This is a genomic window from Methylobacterium carpenticola (assembly GCF_042748905.1).
Classification (GTDB): domain Bacteria; phylum Pseudomonadota; class Alphaproteobacteria; order Rhizobiales; family Beijerinckiaceae; genus Methylobacterium; species Methylobacterium carpenticola.
In genome coordinates, this window is record NZ_JBHZEO010000001.1 from 3,949,096 (window position 1) to 3,970,568 (window position 21,473).

The 21,473-nt window shown below is 72.7% G+C and carries 16 protein-coding genes; 6 read left to right on the plus strand and 10 right to left on the minus strand.

What is annotated here, in order from left to right:
* Positions 1–77: 77 nt before the first annotated feature.
* Positions 78–2,138: a calcium-binding protein gene (locus ACE101_RS18495; RefSeq protein ID WP_379132436.1), complete on the plus strand. Its 2,061-nt coding sequence runs from the start codon at positions 78–80 to the stop codon at positions 2,136–2,138.
* 138 nt (positions 2,139–2,276) lie between these two features.
* On the opposite strand, the gene ACE101_RS18500 is transcribed toward ACE101_RS18495, so the two are convergent.
* Positions 2,277–2,507, minus strand: coding sequence for a DUF1127 domain-containing protein (locus tag ACE101_RS18500; protein WP_379132439.1), 231 nt, complete (start codon positions 2,505–2,507; stop codon positions 2,277–2,279).
* Between the two features lie 122 nt (positions 2,508–2,629).
* Here ACE101_RS18500 and gcvA point away from each other — a divergent pair, with 122 nt between their 5' ends.
* Genes gcvA through ACE101_RS18515 form a run of 3 tightly spaced genes read left to right on the plus strand, consistent with a single transcriptional unit; the run spans position 2,630 to position 5,247 of the window.
* Positions 2,630–3,547 (plus strand): transcriptional regulator GcvA, encoded by a 918-nt coding sequence (gene gcvA / locus ACE101_RS18505; protein ID WP_379132442.1) that lies wholly within the window; start codon positions 2,630–2,632, stop codon positions 3,545–3,547.
* Between the two features lie 51 nt (positions 3,548–3,598).
* Positions 3,599–4,243, plus strand: a complete 645-nt coding sequence (locus tag ACE101_RS18510; RefSeq protein WP_379132445.1) for a DUF1007 family protein — start codon at positions 3,599–3,601, stop codon at positions 4,241–4,243.
* A complete protein-coding gene (locus ACE101_RS18515) occupies positions 4,234–5,247 on the plus strand; it encodes a nickel/cobalt transporter (RefSeq protein ID WP_379132448.1) in 1,014 nt (337 codons plus the stop codon). The genes ACE101_RS18510 and ACE101_RS18515 overlap by 10 nt, the downstream gene beginning before the upstream one ends.
* Positions 5,248–5,275: 28 nt before the next feature.
* On the opposite strand, the gene ACE101_RS18520 is transcribed toward ACE101_RS18515, so the two are convergent.
* The 5 genes from ACE101_RS18520 to ACE101_RS18540 form a co-directional block, all read right to left on the minus strand.
* Entirely contained in the window at positions 5,276–6,601 is a 1,326-nt protein-coding gene (locus tag ACE101_RS18520) for a sulfatase-like hydrolase/transferase (protein WP_379132450.1), read from the minus strand.
* Between the two features lie 414 nt (positions 6,602–7,015).
* Positions 7,016–7,894: an MBL fold metallo-hydrolase gene (locus tag ACE101_RS18525; RefSeq protein ID WP_379132453.1), complete on the minus strand. Its 879-nt coding sequence runs from the start codon at positions 7,892–7,894 to the stop codon at positions 7,016–7,018.
* A gap of 148 nt (positions 7,895–8,042) precedes the next feature.
* Complete coding sequence (locus tag ACE101_RS18530) at positions 8,043–10,766, minus strand: ABC transporter ATP-binding protein (protein ID WP_379132456.1); 2,724 nt, start codon at positions 10,764–10,766, stop codon at positions 8,043–8,045.
* 154 nt (positions 10,767–10,920) lie between these two features.
* Positions 10,921–11,862 carry a ferredoxin reductase domain-containing protein gene (locus ACE101_RS18535; protein WP_379132458.1) on the minus strand — a complete coding sequence of 314 codons (942 nt, stop codon included), beginning with the start codon at positions 11,860–11,862 and terminating at the stop codon, positions 10,921–10,923.
* A gap of 27 nt (positions 11,863–11,889) precedes the next feature.
* Entirely contained in the window at positions 11,890–12,234 is a 345-nt protein-coding gene (locus ACE101_RS18540; RefSeq protein WP_379132461.1) for a hypothetical protein, read from the minus strand.
* A 266-nt stretch (positions 12,235–12,500) separates the two neighbouring features.
* Between ACE101_RS18540 and ACE101_RS18545 the strand changes: the two genes are divergently transcribed.
* Complete coding sequence (locus tag ACE101_RS18545; RefSeq protein WP_379132463.1) at positions 12,501–12,884, plus strand: response regulator; 384 nt, start codon at positions 12,501–12,503, stop codon at positions 12,882–12,884.
* Between the two features lie 20 nt (positions 12,885–12,904).
* Here the strand turns inward: ACE101_RS18545 and ACE101_RS18550 are convergent, their stop codons facing one another.
* From ACE101_RS18550 to ACE101_RS18565, 4 genes are all read right to left on the minus strand, one after another.
* Positions 12,905–15,784: an EAL domain-containing protein gene (locus ACE101_RS18550; RefSeq protein WP_379138782.1), complete on the minus strand. Its 2,880-nt coding sequence runs from the start codon at positions 15,782–15,784 to the stop codon at positions 12,905–12,907.
* 232 nt (positions 15,785–16,016) lie between these two features.
* Positions 16,017–19,736: a glycosyltransferase gene (locus tag ACE101_RS18555; protein ID WP_379132466.1), complete on the minus strand. Its 3,720-nt coding sequence runs from the start codon at positions 19,734–19,736 to the stop codon at positions 16,017–16,019.
* Positions 19,737–19,862: 126 nt separating this feature from the next.
* Positions 19,863–20,408 carry a sigma-70 family RNA polymerase sigma factor gene (locus ACE101_RS18560; RefSeq protein WP_379132468.1) on the minus strand — a complete coding sequence of 182 codons (546 nt, stop codon included), beginning with the start codon at positions 20,406–20,408 and terminating at the stop codon, positions 19,863–19,865.
* Positions 20,405–20,680 (minus strand): NepR family anti-sigma factor, encoded by a 276-nt coding sequence (locus ACE101_RS18565; protein WP_379132471.1) that lies wholly within the window; start codon positions 20,678–20,680, stop codon positions 20,405–20,407. The genes ACE101_RS18560 and ACE101_RS18565 overlap by 4 nt, the downstream gene beginning before the upstream one ends.
* A 360-nt stretch (positions 20,681–21,040) precedes the next feature.
* Here ACE101_RS18565 and ACE101_RS18570 point away from each other — a divergent pair, with 360 nt between their 5' ends.
* A complete protein-coding gene (locus tag ACE101_RS18570) occupies positions 21,041–21,310 on the plus strand; it encodes a hypothetical protein (RefSeq protein ID WP_379132473.1) in 270 nt (89 codons plus the stop codon).
* The last annotated feature ends 163 nt before the right edge of the window (positions 21,311–21,473 follow it).

The following is a 21,473-nucleotide window of genomic DNA, read 5'->3' on the forward strand; positions in this document are numbered from 1 at the left end:
GCCGCAGCGTCATCTCAGTGTTGCGGAAGCGTTGCTATGGGCCACCTCGGAAGTTTTCCAATTCAAAGGGGCCAGCCATGGCATTGAACCAGACCGGACCGTCGACCACGCAGTCGCCCTACCTCACCCCGCTCTCGGCGCAGGTGAGCGTCACCTCGCTGCTGAGCGCGGGCGACACCGTGCCCGGCGCCCAGCTGAGCAACGGCACGCCCTGGCGGTTCGTCGGCGTTCCGGACGGCACCGGCGCCTTCGACAACGGCGACGGCACCGCCACGGTGCTGGTGAACCACGAGATCCCGCCGACGGCCGGCGCAACCCGCGCGCACGGTTCGGCCGGCGCCTTCGTGGATCGCCTGGTCATCGACAAGGCGACCCTCCAGGTGCGCGCGGCGGGCGACCTCGGCACCAGCGTCTACACCTACAACCCGGCGAGAGGCGCCTATGTCCAGGGCACGACCGCCTTCGCGCGCCTCTGCTCGGCGGATCTGCCGGCCGTCTCGGCCTTCTACGACGCCGCCAGCGGCCTCGGCACGCAGGCCCGCATCTTCATGAACGGCGAGGAGACCGGTGCCGAGGGCCGCGCCCTCGCCTGGATCGTCAATGGTCCGGAGGCGGGCCGCGTCTACGAGCTGCCGCGGCTCGGCAATTTCTCCTTCGAGAACTCGGTCGCCAGCCCGGCCTCCGGTGCCAAGACCGTGACGATCGGCATGGACGACGCGACGCCCGGCGAACTCTACGTCTATGTCGGCACCAAGCAGGCGACCGGCACCGAGATCGAGAAGGCCGGCCTCACCAACGGCAAGCTCTACGGCATCAAGGTGCCGGCCTTCGCGCTCGAGACCAACGCCACCGCGGTGGCTGCTTCCGGCACCGCCTTCACCCTTCAGGAGATGGGTCCGAACGGCGACGTGTCCGCCATGAGCGGCGCCGAGTTGCAGGCCGAGAGCACCGCCGAAGGCGTGACCGCCTTCCTGCGCCCGGAGGACGGCGCCTGGGATCCGACCAACGCCAACCGCTTCTACTTCGTCACGACCAACGCGATCACCAGCCCGTCGCGGCTGTGGGCGCTCGAATTCACCGACGTGACCCGTCCGGAACTCGGCGGCACCGTCAAGGAGGTGCTGCGCGGCACCGAAGGCCAGGTGATGTTCGACAACATCACCGTCACGGCCGAGGGCCGGGTGATCCTGCAGGAGGATCCGGGCAACAACGCGCGCCTCTCCAAGGTGTGGGAGTACGATCCGGCGACCAGCGCCCTGACCCAGCTCGCCGAGCACGACCCGGCGCGCTTCTCGGGCCTCACGCCGCCCTTCACCCAGGACGAGGAATCCTCCGGCATCCTCGACGTCAGCACCCTCTTCGGCGGTCCGGGCCGGCAGGCCTTCCTCTTCGACACCCAGGCGCACTACAAAAACGCCTCCGCCGACCTCGTCGAAGGCGGCCAGCTCCAGCTGATGTTCGTCGACCGGACCATCACCGGCACGGCGGGCAATGACAGCCTGGCGGGGAGCCAGATCGCCGACCTGATCTGGGGCAACGACGGGGACGATACCCTCCGGGGGGCGGCCGGGGACGATTACCTGTCGGGCCTCGCGGGCAACGACTCGGTCGATGGCGGCGCCGGCAATGACACGTTGTTCGGCGATGCGGGCGACGATCGGGTCGATGGCGGCGAGGGCGACGACGTCCTGCGCGGCTGGTACGGCAGCGACACCCTGTTCGGCAGCGCCGGGAACGACGCCCTGTTCGGTCAGGACGGCAACGACTTCCTCGGCGCGGGCCGCGGCAACGACGCCCTGTCGGGCGGCGCGGGCAACGACGCGCTCTACGGCGAGGCGGGCGAGGACGTGCTGTTCGGCAATGCGGGCGATGACGAACTCATCGGCGGCGCCGGCTCCGACACCTTCGCGTTCGGGCGTGGCGACGGCCAGGACCTGATCCGCGACTTCACGATCGGCGGTGCGGAGCGCGACCTGATCGCCTTCAACGGCGGCGCTTTCGCGTCCTTCGCGGCCGTCCAGGCGGCGACGCAGCAGGTCGGGGCCGATGCGGTGATCGCTTACGGCACCGGCGACACCATCCGCCTGCAGAACGTCCAAGCCTCGAGCCTGACGGCGGCGAACTTCAGCTTCGCCTGACCGCGGCCGGCCCCGCGCCGGCCTCCGCTCCGTCGAGCCTGCGGCCCCCGCGCGCCCGCGCGGGGGCCGTTGCGCGTGCGGAGCCCCGGAAAGGCCGAGTGTCGCAGCCGCACCGGGGACCGTTTCGGCGCGTGATGCTTAATCCCGCCAGAAGGGCTTGCCGGCTTCGCGGCTGGCGTCGGCGCGGGACAGGCCGAGATCCATCAGCGTCCGCTCCGGCAGGGACTGGAGGTCCCGCCGCTGCCGGTGCCGCTGCGCCCAGAGTTCGAGGCGCTCGATCAGCGCCAGGGCCCGCCGCGAAGGCGCCGGACGCACGGTGATGGCGGGAACAAGACGCAGATTTCCTCGGCCTGTGACGAGGGTCGTCATGGCTCTCTCCTCGATCGGATCGGGGGCGATGTGAGAGGGATCTTGCGTCCGGAGCGGGCCGGGAGCAAACCAGAAGCTCTGGGGCCACGGCATAGGAAAACTGAGTCATGGAAGGCTGATTCATGGGTCAGCGACGCCTGCCGCCGCTCAACGCCGTGCGCGCCTTCGAGGCGGCCTCCCGCCATGCCACCTTCCAGGAGGCGGGGGAGGAACTCGGCGTCAGCGCGGGCGCGGTGGCCCAGCAGGTCAAGGCGCTGGAGGCGTGGTTCGGCCTGCCCCTGTTCCGCCGCCTGCCGAGCCGCGGGGTGGTGCTCACCCCGGCCGGGGCGCGGTTCGCCGAGGCCGCTGGCAGCCTGCTCGACGGGGTGGCGGCGGCGGCCACGGCTCTGCGGCGGCGCAGCGACGACACCGTGCTCACCGTCAACACCACGCATTCCTTCGCGGCGCTGTGGCTGATCCCGCGGATCGGCGGGTTCCGCGACGCCAATCCCGATCTCGACGTGCGGATCGTCGCCAACAACCGGTTGATCGATTTCGGCCGGGAGGCGGCCGATTGCGCCATCCGCCACGGCAAGGGCGGCTATGCGGGCGTGCGCACGGAACTCCTGCTGCGCGACGTGGTGTTCCCCGTCTGCAGCCCGCGCCTGCGGGACGGGACCCCGCCGCTGCGGCGGCTGGAGGATCTCGCGCAGCACACCCTGCTGCACGACGACGACCCGCTCGACGCCGACATGGTCGGCTGGCGGGAATGGCTCGCCGCGGTCGGCGCGCCGGGCATCGGCGCCCAGCGCGGGCCGACCTTCACCCACACCTTCATGGTGCTGCAGGCGGCGACCGCCGGCCAGGGCGTCGCCCTCGCCACCCGGGTGCTCGGCGGCGACCTGCTCGATCCCGTCAGCCTCGTGCGCCCCTTCGCCGAGGAGGTGCCGAGCCCCTACGCCTTCTTCTTCGTCACGCCGGACGAGCCCGATCCGCCGAAGGTGGCACGCTTCCGCGCGTGGCTGCACGCGCAGGCGGGCGCCCCGCTTTCGCCGCAGTGACGCGGGAGCACTGGCCCGCCCTTCACCGTCGCTTAACCATCGGGGGCGAGCGTGCCGGACGTGATCAAGCCGATTCGACTGCGCATCCCCGCCCTGGCCGGGATCCTCCTCGCCGCGACCACGCTCGCCGCCGAGGCCCATCCGCATGTCTGGGTCACGACCCGGGCGGAGTTCGTCTTCGCCGCCGACGGCCGGGTGACGGCGATCCGTCATGCCTGGACCTTCGACCCGTCCTACTCCGCCTTCACGGTCCAGGGGCTGGGCCAGGGCGGCCCGGGCGCCGAGGCGCTGGCCGCGCTCGCCCGCGACAACACCGACAACCTCGGCGAATCCGGCTACTTCACCAGCCTGAAGATCGACGGCCGCCGCCAGGATTTCGGCGGGCCGGAAGCCTCGGCCATGACCTACGCGGACGGCCAGCTCACCCTGCACTTCACGCTGCCGCTGAAGACGCCCGCCCGCGGCGCCCTCGCCCTCGAGGTCTACGACCCGACCTATTTCGTCGCCTTCAGCCTCGCGGAGGGCGACGGGGCGGCCGCGCTCACGGGGGCGCCCGCGACCTGCAAGGCCGCGGCGCATCGCCCCAAGGGCGGAGCGCCCAAGACCGGCATGTCGGAATCCTTCTTCGCCGCGCTCACCGATGCGGCGAATTACGGCGTGCAATTCGCCAACCGGATCACCGTCTCATGCTCGTGAGCAGCGCCGCGCTGCCGGATTCCCGGGGCCGCGCGGCCCTGCTGCGGCTGGGGCTCGCCCTGGCGGCTCTGGCCGCGGCGGCGCTCCTGCTCGCCGGGCTCGTCGCCCTGATCGCCCCCGGCTTCGCGCCGCCGCCGCGCTCGCCCTTCGGGATGGGCTTTCGCGAGGCGGCGCCGTCCGGGGCGGGGAGCCTCGGCGCGTGGCTGCTCGCGATGCAGGCCGGCTTCTCGCGCAGCCTCCAGGCCGCGGTCTCGGCGGTGCGGACGGGGCAGGAGGGCTACGGCCTACTCGCCGGCCTCGGCTTCGCCTACGGGGTCTTCCACGCGGCCGGGCCCGGTCACGGCAAGGCGGTGATCGCGGGCTACATCGTGGCGGGCGAGCGGGCGCTCGCCCGCGGGCTCGCCCTGAGCGCGGCGGCGGCCCTGCTCCAGGCCGGGGTCGCGCTCGCCCTGGTCGGCGGCGGCGCGGCGGTGCTGCGCCTCACGGCGGCCGGGCTGACGGAGGCCGGGCGCTGGGTCGAGACCGCGGGCTTCGCCTGCGTGGCGCTCCTCGGGCTCGCCGTGACCTGGCGCAAGGCCGGCGCGCTCGCCCGGCGCCTCCAGGGAGCGGATGCGGCCGCCTGCGGGCCGGATTGCGGCCACGCGGTGCTGGCGGATGGGGGGCGGATCGAGCGCCTCGACACCTGGCGGGAGCAGGCGGGCGTCGTCTTCGCGGCGGGCACGCGCCCCTGCGCCGGGGCGATCCTGGTCCTGGTCTTCGCCCTGTCCCAGGGGGTCTTCCTCGCCGGGGTGCTCGCCACGCTGGCGATGGCGTTGGGCACCGCCCTCACCACCGCGGCCCTCGCGACGCTCGCCGTCTTCGCCAAGGCTTTGGCCCTGCGCCTCGCGGGCGGGCGCGGGGAGGGGGGAGCCATCGCGATCGGCGCGCTCGAACTCCTCGCGGCGGCCTTCGTGCTCGTGCTCGGCGCCGCGCTGCTCGCCGGCTACGCGGCGGCGATCGTCTGAACCGCCCGGACCGGCGCGGCGGCCCGCCTCACGGACCCGCGGCGGTGGTGATCGGGCGGGGCGAGAGGCGGATCCATTGCACGCGGTCGGGCTCGAACAGCTCGCGCGACGACCGCCGCCACAGGGGCGGAGCGTGATCCCCCGCGAGCAGGATCTCCGCGTCCGGGTTGTCGCGGGCGATGCGCTTGATCGCGTCGAACAGGTCGAGCCAGATCTCCGCCATCGTGCAGACCTCGGCGTCGCCGAAGGGGCCGCCCGTCTCGCAGCCGAAGCGGCGGGTCGCCTGGCCGGGCTTGACCGGAACGTGCGAATTGAGGGTCAGCCAGTAGACGAAGAGGGGCTGCTCGGCCTCCGCCATCCGCGTCCGGATCGTCTCCGCGAGGTCGACGTCGCAGGGGCCCGCGAAGGTGCCGCCGCAGCGCCGGTAGGGCTTGCCGAGGTTCTCCTGGAACACGCTGCGCACGAAGCCGATGAGCGGATACCAGCGCTTGCGCTCGTAGAAGGTCTGGCTGAATCCGTGCACGGAGACCGTGCGGAAGCCGTGCGCCGCGAAGGCCTCCGGCAGGCAGCCGGGATGGCCGCCCGCCAGGACCGCGCGGTAGGGTTCCCGCGACTGGCAGAGTTCCCGCATCTCGCCATGGGCCGTGGCGCCGAAGAAGGTCGTGGTGCCGGTCCGCACCGTGAACTGGCGCGCGAGGGCGGGGTCGTCGAAGGGGGACAGCAGGAGCGCCTGCGCCTGCCGGTCGCGCAGGACCCCGAGGCTCTCCACGAGGACGAGGAGCACGTGCCGGCTGCGGCCGGGATTGCGCGCGACCGCGGCGAAGTCCGAGCGCTCCACCGCCGATTCGAAGGGCTGGGCGAGGCCGGCCCAGGGCGCCGCCGAGCCGGGTGAGCGATCGAGAAGGATGTCCGCTCCGAGGACTGCCAGCAGGGCGCCGATCAGGGCCGGGCGGCTGCCGGCGGCCATCGCCGCCGCGTGACGGCCCAGGAAGGCGAGATTCGCCGCCGCGAGGATCCCGATCGTCCCGATCATCACGCCGTAGAGCGGGGAGGCCAGAAGGTCGAGTTCCGGCACCATTCGCAGCCAGCCCGCGAGGGCGCCGATGTCGAGGAAGAACATCTGCGCGACGATCAGCCAGAGATCGGTCGCGAGCACCGCGAGGTAGAGCCCGGTGACCAGGGCCGGCGGCGTCCATCCGCAGAGCAGGGCGACGGCGGCGTAGAGGCAGAGGGCGCTCGCCCGTTCCGGAAGGGCCAGGACCGTGTCCAGCGCGAAGAAGAGCGCGTTCGGGAGCAGGACTCCGCCGATGACGAGCAGGAGCGTGGGCCGCGCCCACGGTCGTGCTCGGGTCATCAAGGATTCCGACATGCCGCATCGCCTCGCGTCTGACGCAAGGACGCGATAGCGAGGAAACCTTGCGGGACTGTTGAGGAGCGGTGGTTTCCGACCCGGATCGATCCGGCTCGACCATGGAGAAGCTATCGTATGCTTCTGGCCGGGCTTCTCGTTGAATGACCGATGTTGGAGCGGGTGGATTCTCGTCGGATAGGTATTGGCGAGGGCCGTTCCTTCATCCTGTCGACGATTGCCCTGTTCCGAGGTCGTGCTGACGCGCCCGGGCAAAGCGGCTGATCATTCGCGAGAAGGCCGGATAGTCTGCCGCCGTCGGACCGGGTCGGGCAGAACAGGCGCAAGCAGCACCGAGCCTTGCGGAACGCGCGGGCGAGAACGCCGCGCCGCACCGTGGCCGATGGGATCGGCGGCCGCTCAGACCAGCTCGGGAACCCGCGCCTCGGCCGGCAGCACGATCTTCTGCCGCTCGCGGGCGATGAAGGCGGTGGGCATGGCGGCCTGCATGGCGCGCTCCATGTCCCGCAGCATCGCGTCGCCGTGCTGGGGATAGAGGTGGATGATGCCGAGCTGGCCGACCTTGGCGGCTTGGCAGAGTTCCACGCCCTTCTCCCAGGTCGAGTGACCCCAGCCGCGGCAGGCCGGATATTCGCCCTCGGTGAACATGCCGTCGTAGACGACGAGATCCGCCCCCTCCACGAAGCGGAGCAGGTTCCGCTCGGGCCAGGGCTCGCTGTGCTCGATGTCGCTGATGTAGCAGACGGTGCGGCCCGCGTGCCGGAAGCGGTAGCCGGTCGACCCTTGGGGGTGCAGCAGCGGCAGCGTGTCGACCTCGATCCCGTCCGGGAAGGTCAGGGTTTCCCCCGCCCGGAAGCCGTGATGGACGAAGCGGGCCGGGAAGGCGTCGAGGCTGATGGGAAACAGAGGCGGCGAGAACAGGCGGTTCAGCGGCTCCTCGGCGCTCTGGCCGTCGAGATTGCCGCAATAGGTGTGGATCTCGCGCGTCTTGTCGAGGACGGCGGGCTTGAGGAAGGCGAGCCCGGTGACGTGGTCGAGATGCAGGTGGCTGAACAGAAGGTCGATGCGCTGGGGCAGGTCGGCCCCGTGATGGGCGCCGAGCGCGTTGAGGCCCGTCCCGGCATCGATCACGAACAGGCGTTCGCCGCAGCGTATCTCGACGCAGGGCGTATGCCCCCCGAACTCAACGAAGTTCGGGCCGGAGGCGCAGATCGACCCCCGCACGCCCCAGAAGCGGAGCGTGAGGCTATCCGGCGCGGTGAGACCCTTCTGTGTCATGGCCGCACGGTGATCCGCTTCGGCCCAAAAGAATGTGCGGCTTCGCACAGGACGTTCCTCGCCATCGGGTCGCGCGGTGCCGCTGCGTTAGGATGACGCAAATGGGCCACTCCGGACGACCGCCGATCGCATCGTTGCGGAACCTCGATCATCTCCACGCGCTCACTCCCTCACGAACGGCGGTCTCACGCGCGAGGTTCCCCGGATTGCCCCCATCCCGCAAGAGGGCTTCGGTTTCCGCCTGCGGTGGCGTCGGGGGGAGCGGCGTCACGAGCATCGCGGTGTTGCGCTCGGCGCGGATCACCGCGTCGAAGGGCGCGTCCGGCGGCAGGCTCGCCTCGTTCGGCAGGCAGACGACGAGGCCGCGGCCGGCTCGCGCCGCCCGCAGGCGGGCGAGACCCGCGCGGTTCTCCGCCGGGCTGCGCTCGTCGAGGGCGAGGCCCACGACCAGGATGTCGGGCTGGCGCACGAGGCAGCGGGCGAGGTCGATCGCGCTGCGCTCCGCCGCCGTGAGCGCCCCGGCCCCGCCGCGGGCGACGAGCCCGGTCTCGGCGGCGCGGGGATCGACCCGGGCCGACAGGCCGAAGCGGAACACGGTCCGCTCCAGACCGCGCTCGGCGAGCACCCGCTGCATCACCGCGCGCACCCGCGTGCCGGCTCCGGCCTCCGCTCCCGCGATGCGGCCGAACAGCAGGTTCTCCTCCAGGCTCGCGGCGATCGTCACCTTCCCCGGGTCGTAGAACTCCACCGCGGAGCGCAGGGCGGCGGGCAGCAGGGCTGCGAAGGTGCGGCGGGCGGCGACGAGCCGTTCCTCGAAGGCCGCGTCGATGAGGCCGAAGCGGTGCCGCGTCTCGCTGTAGCGCAGGGCGAGGCCGATGAGCCGGGCGCGGTCGCGCTGCCCGGCTGGCCCGCGCCGCCAGCCCGTCGCCTCCGGCTGGCGCGCCACCAGATCCTCGAAGAAGCCCCGCTCGGCGGCCGGGAACAGCGAGAAGGCGTCGAAGAGCGGGTGGTCGTCGGGCAGGTCGGCGAAGATCTCGACGGTGGAGCGGGCGATGGCGAGGCCCATCTCGATCATCGGGCGGGTGAGGCCCTCGGCCTCCAGCACCGCGCGGGTGAAGGGATGGCTGGCGAGCCGCTCCTCCGAGAAGGCGCTGCCGACCGGCTCGCCGAACAGGATGTTCTCGCCGACCGTCGCCTGGGCGTTGTAGCGGTCCGGGTCGAAGGGCTCGATCAGGTGGGCGGCGTTCTCGGCCACCAGGGCGGCGCGCAGCGCCTCGCGGGTCTCGACGATCGCCGCCGCGGTGGCCGGATCGATGCTGCGGGTCACGAGGCTCGCGAGGCCGCGCGCGGCCACGAAGGCGTCGAGCCCCGTCACCGACAGGGCCTCCACCAGCCGCTCCTCGAGATGCGGCGCGTGGGGCGGCGGGCGCTCGGGATCGGGCGCGGTGCCGTCCACGAAGGCGAGGTCGCCGTAGAGCAGGTTCTGCAGCAGGCTTCCGGCCATCAGGACCGGCTCGTCCCCCGCGAAGGCGATGCGGCGCGCCCGCTCGGCGGAATCGAGCGCGCGCAGATCGACCCCCGCGAAGGTGACGCGGCCGACCGTCGGTTCGAGCTGCCCGGCCACCAGGGCCGCGAGCACCCGCCCGCCGCTGCCGCGCCCGCCCAGGATGGCCACGTGGCCCGGCATCGTCAGGACGAGGTCGAGCCCGGTGAGACGTTCGCCCGAGGCGGGGTCGTAGGCCGCGACGTTGGCGAGCGCCACCGGGCCGGCGGCCGGGAAGTGCGCGGCCGGGCTGGGGCGGCGCACCGCCCGGGCCCGCGCCTCCAGCGAGGCCATGATGCGGCCGATCTCCGCGAAGGCGGGGAGCGCGGCGCGGCGGCGCTCGTTCTGGCGCAGGAACAGGGCGAGCAGGCTCGCCGCGAGCGCGAGCGCCGCGAAGGCGGCGGCGAGCGAGCCGGCGGTGACCGGCCGGGGCGGGCCCTCGCCGTGCCAGAGCGCGGTCGCCAGCACGATGGCCGGCAGCAGGACGAACAGCGCCAGGGCCGGGGCCCGCGCCCGGGCGAGGGCGGCCTCCGCCCGCGCGAGGCCGCGCCGGGCCGAGTGGGCGGCGTGGCCGAGGCGGGCGCGCTCGAAGGAGGCGGTGCCGTGCGCCCGCACGGCGGGCAGCCGCCGGACGAGATCGGCGAGCGCGCGCTCCAGGGCCACGGTCTCCTCCCGCCGCTGCTCGATCTGGCGGTTCGCCCGGGTGTTGAGGAGGGCGCGCACGAGGGCCGCCGCCACCACGCTCACCGCGACGGCGGGGACGAGCCGGGGGGCCGCGGCCGCGGCGACGAGGAGGGACAGGATCACCGCGCCGGCCGTCAGCGCCGGAACCAGGATGCCGACGGCGAGCAGGCCGTCCACGGCCCGCAGGCCCTCGCCCACCTGATGGCTCAGCGCCCGCGCCTCCTCGCGGCCGGCCGGGCCGGAGCGCAGGATCGCCTCGGCCGCGAGGTGCCGCAGCCGCTCGACCCCGGCGCTCTGCGCCGCGAAGCTGAACCGCGCCGTGAGCCAGCCGAGGGCGGCGAGGGCGACCGCGACCAGGGCGAGGCCGCCGACCGCCCAGACGGTGAGGCTCATGGCATCCACGGGCCAGCCCCGCAGCAGGGTGAGCGAGCGGCCGAGCTGCTCGGGCAGGGGCAGGGCGATGCGCAGGAAGATCTGCTTCGGCCCGGACGGGTCCGCGGTGGCGAGGAGGTCGTCGACGAGGTCGCGCACCAGGGCGAGGCCGACCACCACCACGGGCACGCCGAGCCCCGCCGCGAGGGCGATGGCCGCCGCGTGCTGGCGCGGGGCGCTGCGCCACGCGAACGCGATGGGATCCCGCTCCATCCTCGATCCTGTCCGTCCGCCTCGCGCCCGCCGCCCGGAGCGCTCCCTCTCGCCGGCCCGGTGACCCGTCCGGCGCATGCTGCTGAGAGTGGGTGTCGCGCGTCAGCGCGGCAATACTGCGGCCGGACGGCCCGCGATCCGCGGCGCGAGCCGCTCAGGTCGGGGTGACGAGGCTGCGTGCGCGGCTGAGTTGCGGCAGGAAGGGGATCGCCGCGCAAGAGGCGCCGGCCTCCGCCGCCAGGCGCTCGACCGCCCGCACCACGTCCGGCGCCCCCGCCGCGTGGACGCTGTCGCTGGTGAGGAGCGGCGGCAGATGCGCGGCGATCGGCCCCGGCCGCACGTCGGGCAGGCCGATCCGGTTGGCGGAGGCGACCAGGGTGATGCGGTCGACGCCGGTCCCCCGCAGCCAGGCGAGGGCCGGACGCATGTAGAGATCGGTGGCGTCGCGGGCGCCGGCGATCAGCACCATCTCGCGCTCCGGCTCGAGGTAGCGGGCCGCGCGCGCGATCGCCCAGATCGGCGCGAAGCCGGTCTCGGCGGAGACGAGCACCAGCCGTCCGGTCCCGGGCCGGTAGGAGGCGTTGCCCACGGGCCCCTTGAGCCGCACTGCGTGGCCGGGGCCGACCGCCTCCCCGAGGGCGCTGCCGAGGGCGCCCTCCCGGCGCAGGTGGAAGACGAGTTCGTTGAGTTCGGTCGCGGCGTCGAGGTGCTGGGTCGGGCAGAGCGGCCGGGCGGGAAAGCCCGCGAAGGCCACCTCCATCGCTTGGCCCGGCTTGATGTCGAGGGGACGCGAGACGGTGACGACGACCTCGCGAACCGAATCCGACAAGGCCGTGACGGACAGGACGGTGCCCGCGCGCTTGGCGGCGCGCAGGGCCGCGAGCGGGGAGGGGGCCGGACCCTGGCGCGTGGCACCATCCCCGAGCCGCGGGCGCGTGCGGGCGGTCTGGGGCAGCCGCGGGATCGCGTCCTGCACGATTCCGTCATGGCCGGCGGCGAGGCCGGCCGTCAGCGCCGCGTCGAGCGGCGTGTCGCCCGTCGCGACGCGGACGGTCTTGCCGTTGAGAACGAGCGAGCAGCGCGGGCGGGACGCCATGGGAGGAACCGGATCCGGGCCGGGCCGTCAGCGGCCGGCGAAGAGCAGCCGCTCGACGAGCGTCGCCCAGCGGTCGCGATCGACCCGCAGATCCTGCGGGGTCTCGGCATCGCCGAGTGCGTCGAGCCGGGCGCGCAGGTCCGCGACCTCCGCCTGCTCGGATTTCAGGGCCGCCTTGATGACGAGGTTCTCGGTTTCGAGCCGCGAGACCGCGTCCTCCAGATCCTCGTCCCCGGCGACCGCGAAGGCCTCATCCATGTCGGGTTCGAGGTCGCCCGCACGCGGGACCGGGCGCAGCAGCAGCCGTTGCAGGATGTTCGACGGGCTCGCCGCTCGCTCGTGCCACCCCTCGTCCCGTGCCGCTTCGCCCATCGCTCGTCCCTCATCCGGTGCCGCGGCGGCGGGAGTTGGGCACCGCGCCGCACGGGTTCGACCATCCGTCGTTAAGGTTAAGGACCGCTTAAATCCGATCGTTAAGATTTCGTTGATTGACCCCCGACCGGCCCCGACTCAGGGTGGCGGGCGGCGATTCGGCGCCTTCCGAATCGGCGCTTCCGGAGCCGGGGACGGCCCGTCCCCGGAGCCGGCCGAACCCACCACCAGCCGGTTCCCACGGGAGCCTGCGGAGACACGAAGCGATGCTGTCTGGCCGGCGCGTCCTGATCGTCGAGGACGAGATGCTGATCGCCCTGGAACTGTCCGATGTGGTCACGGACGCGGAGGGCCTGCCGGTCGGCCCGGCCCGGACGAACCGGGAGGCGCTGGCGATCCTCGACCGGGAAACCGTCGACGTCGCGATCCTCGATCTCAACCTCGCGGATGGCGAGGCGACGCCCACGGCCGAGCGGCTCATCCGCGCCGGGGTGCCGGTGCTGATCTGCACGGGCGGCGTCCTGCCCCGCGCCATGCGCCTGATGTGGCCGGACCTGCCCATCCACCGCAAGCCGCTGAGCCCCGACCGGCTGGTGCGGACCCTCGAAGCCCTCTGCGCGCCGCTCCTCGCCGGGGACGCGCACGCCTGACCCCGGGGGCGGAGACCGCCTCAGGCGGCGGCCGGCGCCGCTCCCACGAGCTGGCGGGCTTGGTGGATCGACATCGGCTCGCCGAAGGCGAAGCCCTGCGCGTAGTCGCAGCCCAGTTCGGCCAGCGCCTGCGCGTCGGCCTCGGTCTCCGCGCCCTCGGCCACGATCTCGAGCCCGAGCTCCTGCGCCATCCGCACGATGGAGCGCAGGATCACCGAGCGCCCGTTCGCCATCTGGCGCACGAAGGACTGGTCGATCTTGATCGTGTCGAACGGGAAGCGCTGGAGATAGGCCAGCGCCGAGTAGCCGGTGCCGAAATCGTCGAGCGAGAGGCCGGCGCCGAGTTCCGCGATGCGGGCGAGCATCTGCGCGGCATATTCCGGGTTCTCCATCACCAGGCTCTCGGTGAGTTCGAGCTTGAGCGAGCCCGGGGCGACCCCGGTGCGGGCGAGCACCGTCTTCACGTCGTGCAGGAGGTCGTGGCGGAGGAGCTGGCGCGAGGAGACGTTGACGGAGGCGAAGAGCGGCGGCTCCACCACCAGGGCCTGCTGCCAGGCGGCGAGTTCGGCCGCCGTGCGCTCCAGCGCGAAGACGCCGAGATCGACGATCAGGCCGGATTCCTCGGCGACCGGGATGAAGGTCTGGGGCGGGATGCGCCCGTGCTTGGGGTGGTCCCAGCGCAGCAGCGCCTCGAAGCCGGCCACCGTGCGGTCCTCCAGCCGGACGATCGGCTGGAACAGCACCTTGATCTCGTTGCGTTCGAGGGCCCGGCGCAGGTCGCCCTCCAGCAGCAGCCGGTCGCCGCGATCCGCGCGCATGGTGGGCCGGTAGACCTCGATGCGGTCGCCGCCCTGGCGCTTGGCCTGGATCATCGCGATCTCGGCATTCTTGAACACCTGATCGCGCTTCAGGCTGCTGCCGGTCTCGTGCAGCACCACGCCGATCGAGGGCGTGAGGAAGATCTCGCGGTCCGCGTAGGTGATCGGCGTGGTGATGGCGCGCCGGATCATGTCCGCGAAGGCGATGATGCGGTCGGGGTCGCGCTCCGAGACCAGGATCACCGCGAACTCGTCGCCGGCGATGCGCGCCAGGGTGTCCTGCGGGCGCAGGAGCCGGCCGAGGCGGCGGGACAGGGTGAGCAGGATCGAATCGCCCGCCGAGAGCCCGATCGCGTCGTTGACCTGCTTGAAGCGGTCGATGTCGAGGACGAAGACCGTGGGCTTGAGGCGTGGATCCTGGGCGGCGAGCGTCAGGGCGGCGTCGAGCCGGTCGTTGAACAGCTCGCGGTTCGGCAGGCCGGTGAGGTTGTCGTGCACCGCGTCGTGGAGCAGGCGCTCCTCGGCGATCTTGACCTCGGTCACGTCCGCGATGGTGCCGACGATGCGGATCACCTCGCCGTCCGCCCCGATCACCGGGCGGGCCTTGAGGCGGAACCAGTAATAGGGGCCGGCCGCCGCGCGCAGGCGGAAATCCTGGCAGATGCGCCCGCGGCGCTCCTCGATCACCGTGTCGAGGGCCGCCGAATAGCGGTCGACGTCGAAGGGGTGGAGCAGGGCGAGCCAGTTCGCCGCCGGGCCTTCGAGGGCGCCGCGCTTGAGGCCGAGCTGGCTCTCGATCTCCGGCCCCGCGAACACCCGGTCGCCCGGCACGTCCCAGTCGAACACCACGTCGCCCGCGCCGGTGAGCGCCAGCGCCCGCCGCTCGGTGTCGGACACCACGGCCGTGCCGATGCCCCCGCCCGCGAAGGCGTGCTGGAGCACCGTGAAGCCGATCAGCATCACGATCAGCACGAGGCCGCCGATCAGGGCCGGCTGCACGAGGTCGTTGCGCAATTGCCCGGTGATGGCGAAGCCGGCCGCCACCACCCAGGCGGTGAGGAGGAGCCAGGTCGGAATCAGCAGGATCGCCCGGTCGTAGCCGTTGTGAGCCGCGAGGTAGACGACGAGGAGGAGGCCGACGCCCGCCACCGTCGCGATCGAGATGCGCGCCACGCCCGCGGCCACCGGCGGATCGACCACGGCGAGCGCCACGAGGCCCGCGAGGAAGATCAGCCACAGGAGCGCCACGTGGCTGTAGCGCACGTGCCAGCGGGCGAGGTTGAGATAGGCGAACAGGAAGACGAGGAGCGTCGCGCCGAGCACCGCCTCGGCGGAGGCGCGGTAGATCCGCTCGGCCGCCTCGGTGACAGGGAAGATCCGCTGGAAGAAACCGAAATCGATGCAGGTATAGGCCAGGACCGACCAGGCGAGAGCGGCCGCCGCGGGAAAGATGATCGCGCCCTTCACCACGAAAACGACGGTGAGGAAGAGGGCGAGCAGGCCCGCGATGCCGATGATGATGCCCTTGTAGAGGGTCAGCCCGGTCGCCTTCTTGCGGTAGGCGTCCTGATCCCAGAGGTAGAGCTGCGGGACGTTGGGGGTGCGCAGCTCCGCCACGAAGGTGACCGTGGTGCCCGGATCGAGCGTGACGGTGAACTGGTCCGCGTCCGGGCTCTCGTCGCGCTCCGGGCGGATGCCCTGGCTCGCGGTGATCGCCGCGATGCGCGAGCCGCCGAGATCCGGCCAGACGATGCCGGAGCCGACGAGGCGGAAATGCGGGGCGACGAGGAGCCGGTCGATCTGCTCGTCGGTGTCGTTGGTGAGCGCGAAGACGATCCAGTCCGGCCGGGCCCCGGTCTCGCGCGCCTTCACGGCGATGCGCCGGACGATGCCGTCCTTGCCGGGCGCGGTCGAGATCTGGATCAGGTCGCCGTCCGAGCGGTAGCGCTCGATGGCGGGCGTGAGGTCGATCGCCTGAGCGTCGAGCCCGACCCGCACCGCTTCCAGCGCGCGCGCCGCCGACGGCAGGAGCGCCCCCGCGAGGGCAAGGAGGAGGGCGAGGGCGAGGGAGGCGTGGCGCAACGCTGTGAACGTCTTCAAGGCCGGGGATGAAGAAGGAGGCGGGCCGCCGAGCAGCCCCCGAACCGTACCGGTGCCCAAGCTTGGGAGCAAGCTGCGAGGACCCGGTCTCCCCTGCGGCCTGCCTGTCGTCCCCCGGTCCGGCGAGGACGTGGTTGGTCCCGCTTTGCGGCCAAATCAAGTTGGGTGGGCCCGGAGGGGGCCGAAGACCGCACCAGGGCTGTGGGGCGGGGGTTCAGCGCGCGGCGGCATCCCGTTCCGCCAGGATCGCCCGGTAGAGCGCCAGCAGGTCGTCGCCCTGGTCGGCGGCGGTGCGGACCGGCCCCGTGCGCGGCGGCGGCGCCTGGAAGCGGGCCACGTCCCCGTCGATCTCCGCGAGGGCGGCCCGCAAGGGGCCGGGCGTGCCGACATCGACGACGAAGCCGTCGACGCCCGGGGTGATGTCCTCGCCGACCGCGCCCCGGTCGCTCGCCACCACCCACAGGCCGAACAGCCGCGCCTCCCGCGACACGAGGCCGAAGCTCTCCGGCCACAGGGAGGGCACCAGCAGCACGTCGAGCTCCCGGTAGAGCGCGCCGACCTCCCCCTGCGGGACCGGGCCGATGATCCGCACCGGCGTCGTGCCCCAGACCTCCTCGCGGGCGTAGCCCCGCTCCCGGGCGAGATCGACCAGCGTGAGGCTGAGGTTGCGGAACGGGGTGGTGCGCAGCACGGCCTCGATCAGCGGGGCGCCCTTGTGCGGCTCGCGCCCGCCGACATGGCCGAGCCGGACCCGCGGCCCGCTGCCGGGCCGCCGCTCGGGAGCGTCGAGGCGCGGGAGGCCGTTCGGGATGGCGGTCGTCTGCGGGAAACCCGCCTCCCGGTAGACCCGCGCGAAGGCCTCCGAGACCGCGAGCAGCCGGTCGGCCCCGTTCAGCACGTGCCCCAGGCGCCGGCGCCGCAGCACCTGCGCCACCGCGCCGTGCGGCGCGTCGGGGGCGGGCTCCAGCGTGTCGGCATCCGGCCGGACCACCCGCCCGGCCCGGTCGAGCAGGAACTGGTGATCGGAGATCCACCAGCCGTCATGCACCGTGACGAGGTGCGGAATGCCGCGGGCCTGCACGGCCTCCACCACGGAGGCGGTCAGCCGCTGCACGCAGTGAGCATGCACGAGGTCGGGCGCCACGCGGTCGATGAACGCCGCGACGGCCGTGCCGATCTCCGGGTTGAACGGCCGCCAGTCCATGTTGAGTTCGCGCGGCGTCGCGACCCGCAGCACCGGGACGCCCCGGTAGGAATCGATCCGCGTCCGGCCCGCCGGCTCGGCGCCCTCGTCGCTCGCCGCGACGGCGAAGTCGAACGCCTCCCCGGCATGGTCGAGGAAATGGTCGAGGTTGTCGCGCACCACCCGGGTCGCCCCGCCGATCGTCTGGGGCGGGAAGAACACGTTGATGAGGAGGATGCGCGGCTTCGGGCGCGCGGGACTGCGCGGCGTCGGGCGCGGCTGCGGCGGCGGCAGGAAGCCGGCGAGCGTGTCCACCGCCGCATCGAGGGTGTAGCGGCTCTGCGCCTTGCGCCGCGCCGCCAGGCCGATCCGGCGGCGCAGGTCGGGATCGCCCACGAGCCGGTCGAGGGCCCTCTCCCAGGCCTGCGGCGTGTCGGCGAGGAGGGCATCCTCGCCGTCGCTGAGGATCTCCCAGAAGGTGCGGGTGGCGCTCACCACGGAGGGGATGCCGCACATGGCGGCTTCGAGCCACTTGATCTCGCTCTTGGCGTCCGCCGCCCGGCTCGGGTGGAGCACCGCGAGGTTGATGTCGACGCCCGAGAGGATCTCCCAGTAATCGGCGACCTTCGCGGTGAAGCCGAGATGGCGGATGCGGTCCGCGAAGGGCGCGAAGGCCGGGTCGAGCTTGAGGTGGCCGGCGATCAGCAGGCGCACCTGCGGATGGCGCGCCAGGATGGCCGCGAGGGCGGGTCCGGCGAGGTCGTTGAAGTCGCTGTTATGCGCCTTGGTGCCGGAGCCGTAGAAGATCGTGACCGAACGCCCCGGGCCCGGGGGGGCCGGGTCCGGCCGGTGCAGGAAGGGGTCGTTGCGCTCGTCGAGGGCGTTGCGCAGCAGATGGACTTGCCCGCTGCGCACGACCGGCGCCATTGCCTCCGCGAGGGCCGGCGTCGAGGCGATGCCCGCGTCGCATTGGGCCATGGCGAAGCGGAACAGGGGCACGCCGAATTCGAGGCCGACATACTCGTCCCGGGTGATCTGCCCCTCGAAGCTCTCGAAGGGATCCGGGTAGCTCGTGCCGTCGAAGATCAGGTCGTCGATGTCGTAGAAGGTCGGCAGGCCGAGCGCCCGGGCATAGAGGATGCTGTAGAGCGTGTCCGGGAAGGCCGGCACCCGGTAGAACAGGGCGGCGCTCGCCCCGTGCAGCGCCTCGCGGAAGGCCTGGGCCCCGCCCGGATCGAAGATCCTTACGGTCCAGCCGCCGTGCTCCAACTGCCGCCGCCGCTGCTCGACCCGGTAATGCACGCATTGCGGCAGGTCGAGATTGGCCAGCATGACGATCGTTCCGCCCGCGGCCGGCGGCAGCGGGGCGGGCAGCGGGGCGGCGAGCGGCCAATCCTCCGCGAGCCGGCGCAGGGCGGCCTCCATGATGCCGTCGCCGCGCGCGCGCGCGCCGGCCCGGTAGGCGGCCCGGGCGGCCTCGCATTCCGCGTCGAAGGCTTGGCGGAGGATGCCGGCCGCGACCGCGCGCCAGGGCGCATGACGGACCCAGAGCGGCGCGGCGGTGCGCACTTGGGCGAGTGCGCCGGGCAGGTCGCCGGTCGCCGCCCGCTCCTCGGCGGCGCGGAGATGCGACCACACGCCCGCGCCGGGCAGCTCCGTCGCCGCGGCGTAATCCGCCGCCGCCTCCGCCCGCCGCCCGAGTCCCGCGGCGGCCTCCGCGCGGCCGTGCAGCCGGTCCGGGCTCGGGCCCCCCCGCGCGATCGCCTCGTCGTAGGCTCGGTGGCTCAGCGCGAAATCCTGCCGCAGCAGCGCCCGGCCGGCGGCCAGGGTGAAGAGGGCGGCGGCGTCCGGCCCGGACACCACCGCGGTGCGGCCCTCCGCGAAGCCGTGCTCCAGCCAGTGCGCCAGAACCTGCGTGCGGTGGCGCGCCGCCTGCCGCGCCTGCGCCGGCATGATGCGCCGATAGGCCTCGACGTCGAAGCTCTCGGGGAAGGCCGCCTGTCCGATCAGCGCCGCGATCCGCGCCGCCTCGTTCGGCGCCCAGTTCCGTTGCAGGCCGGCGACGAGCCAGTGGCGGTAGAGCGCGGCATCGTCGTGTCCGCCATCGACCGGATAGGCCGCCCGGTAGAAGGCCGGGTCGAAGATCGCGTCGCCATGGATCGGGGCGAGGCGGTCGATCCCGGCCTCGACGAAGAGCCGGAGGCCGGCCGCCCGCGTGGCGGGGGGCGCCGCGATCCAGTCGGCATTGAGCTGGGAGAACTGCGCGAGATCGAAGACGAGGAGCCAGCGCCCGACCGCGAGGCCGTGCGCGGCCAGGAAGGCGCCGAAATCGCCGCCCCGATCCTCCGTTTTCAGGATCTCCAGCAGATCCGCCAGCGCATCGTCCCGATGGGACCGCCCCTCCGGCCGTCCATGCTTCAGGAAATGCGCGGTGAGCTGCCAATCCTCGGAGAATTGCGCGGCCAGGTCCGGGTTGAGTTCGCGGTAGAGCCCCGGCTCGAAATCCTCGGGCGGCGCGCCGTGCCGGGCGAACAGATCCGCCAGATAGGTCTCGGCGGTGGCGAACCGGCCCTCCCTGAGGCCGTGCTTGAGGTAGTGTCCGAGAGCTTCCCTCTTGCCCGTCAGATGACGCAGGTCGGGATAGAGGCGGATGTAGAATTCATGATCGAAGCCGGCAAATCTTCTCTCGGCGAGCGCCAGATACAACCTGTCCTGCCAATTGCTCAGGAGCTTGATCCGGCGTCTCGGCACGTGGTCGTCCTCGCAGGGATTGGTCGATCCGGCGGCCAAGCGGCGTCGACGACTGCGCGGATCCGACCGGCCGGAGCGCGGGCGTCGCTATCACGGGAGGGAGGCAGGGGCAACGGCGCCCCTCTCTCAGGGCTGGCCGAGGGCGGCGCGGGTGGCGGCGTCGCTGCCGATGTCGTCGGGCCCGCCCATCCCGAGATCCGCCACGAGCCGCATGCGCGCGCGGCTGACCCGGCTCTTCATGGTGCCGACCGCGACCCCGCAGATGGCGGCCGCCTCCTCGTAGGTGAAGTTCTGTGCGCCGACGAGGATCAGGGCTTCGCGCTGGTTGGACGGCAGGCCGCTCAGGGCGGTGCGGAACGCGTCGAATTCGAGATGCGCCTCCTGCGCGGGCAGGACGGAGAGGCGGGCGGCCTGCGCGCCATCCGCATCCTCGACCTCGCGGCGGCGCTTGCGCAGCTCGGAATAGAACAGGTTGCGCAGGATCGTGAACAGCCACGCGGTCAGGTTGGTGCCGCGCTGGAAGCTGTCCGCCTTGGTCCAGGCGCGCACCAGCGTCTCCTGAACGAGGTCGTCGCTGCGGTCGACGTCGCGGGTCAGCGAGAAGGCGAAGGCCCGCAGGGCCGGGATCGCGCCGAGCAGCAGCGCGCGCATCTCGGGTTCGACGGCGCTCATCGGGAGGCCTCCTCTGTGCCGTCGCGGGCGGGGGCCGCCGCGGCGCCGAGCGGAGCGGTGCCGTGCGGCGGGATGCCGCCGTCGAGCGCCGCCAGGATCGCGGTGAAGCGCTCCGGGACCGGGGCCGCCAGCAGTTCCGCGTAGACGCGGCGCAGGGCCCGCCCGAGTTCGTCCCGGCCCGCCGCGTCGACCGCGGCCGTGCCGCCGGGGCGCGGTCGGACGGGACCGCTCCCCCGCCGCGTTCCTCTCGGCTGTGCCTGCTCGCTCGTCATCGACGCTCCCGGCCGCCATCGCGACCGCTCATGCTTCGTCATGGATGCGTCGAGAGGCGCACCCCGTCAGAGCGCCGCACTAAAGACATCGATTTTAATGGGGTCTGAAAGCGATATTCAGCTCGCTTTAATCAAGCAATCTTGGCCGTGAGCTTTGCTTCTCTGCGGAGAAGCCTTCGAGCATTCGGGACTGTGTCGCATTAGGGCGGAGATGGATTGCTTCAAGCCGGTGCGACTCGAAAGCCACGGCGGTTCGGCCTGCAACCTCGCGACAATCGCCGGGCTGTGGCGCCGCCGCGCTTGCCCCCGGCCGCCGCATTCCTAACCTTACGGCCCGGACCTCCATTCGGGGATAGTGTCTTGGTGTCGTCGCTTCGTGCCCCCGCCGCCCTCGCGGCCCTCCTCACCGTCATGACCACGCCGGTCCTTGCGCAGCGGGACGATCCGGGCCTGCAGATGCACTGCGCCAGCGACTATTTCCGGCTCTGCGCGGGGGCGGACCCGGACAGTCCCGAGGTCGACCGCTGCTTCGCGCGCAACCGCGCCCGGCTCTCGCCGCAGTGCAGGGCTGCGATCGGCGCCTATGACCGCGGCGAATCGACCTCCGAAGCCGGCCGGCGGGCGCAGTAGGGGCCGCCTCATACGGTTTCCGGATGATCGCTTCGCGATGCGGAAACCGGCCTCGCTCAGGCGCCGCGCGGGCTCGTGATACGGTTTCCGAAAGTGATCGTCCGGAAACCGTATCAGCAGACTTGCGTTGGCAAGCCACCGCTTCGTCCGCCGAGGTTCCTCA

Bases quoted from the DNA above. Each gene is read 5' to 3' on its own strand.
- ACE101_RS18495 (WP_379132436.1), top strand. From the start codon at position 78: ATGGCATTGAACCAGACCGGACCGTCGACCACGCAGTCGCCCTACCTC.
- ACE101_RS18500 (WP_379132439.1), bottom strand. From the start codon at position 2,507: ATGACGACCCTCGTCACAGGCCGAGGAAATCTGCGTCTTGTTCCCGCC.
- gcvA (WP_379132442.1), top strand. From the start codon at position 2,630: ATGGGTCAGCGACGCCTGCCGCCGCTCAACGCCGTGCGCGCCTTCGAG.
- ACE101_RS18515 (WP_379132448.1), top strand. From the start codon at position 4,234: ATGCTCGTGAGCAGCGCCGCGCTGCCGGATTCCCGGGGCCGCGCGGCC.
- ACE101_RS18520 (WP_379132450.1), bottom strand. From the start codon at position 6,601: ATGACCCGAGCACGACCGTGGGCGCGGCCCACGCTCCTGCTCGTCATC.
- ACE101_RS18525 (WP_379132453.1), bottom strand. From the start codon at position 7,894: ATGACACAGAAGGGTCTCACCGCGCCGGATAGCCTCACGCTCCGCTTC.
- ACE101_RS18530 (WP_379132456.1), bottom strand. From the start codon at position 10,766: ATGGAGCGGGATCCCATCGCGTTCGCGTGGCGCAGCGCCCCGCGCCAG.
- ACE101_RS18535 (WP_379132458.1), bottom strand. From the start codon at position 11,862: ATGGCGTCCCGCCCGCGCTGCTCGCTCGTTCTCAACGGCAAGACCGTC.
- ACE101_RS18540 (WP_379132461.1), bottom strand. From the start codon at position 12,234: ATGGGCGAAGCGGCACGGGACGAGGGGTGGCACGAGCGAGCGGCGAGC.
- ACE101_RS18545 (WP_379132463.1), top strand. From the start codon at position 12,501: ATGCTGTCTGGCCGGCGCGTCCTGATCGTCGAGGACGAGATGCTGATC.
- ACE101_RS18560 (WP_379132468.1), bottom strand. From the start codon at position 20,408: ATGAGCGCCGTCGAACCCGAGATGCGCGCGCTGCTGCTCGGCGCGATC.
- ACE101_RS18565 (WP_379132471.1), bottom strand. From the start codon at position 20,680: ATGACGAGCGAGCAGGCACAGCCGAGAGGAACGCGGCGGGGGAGCGGT.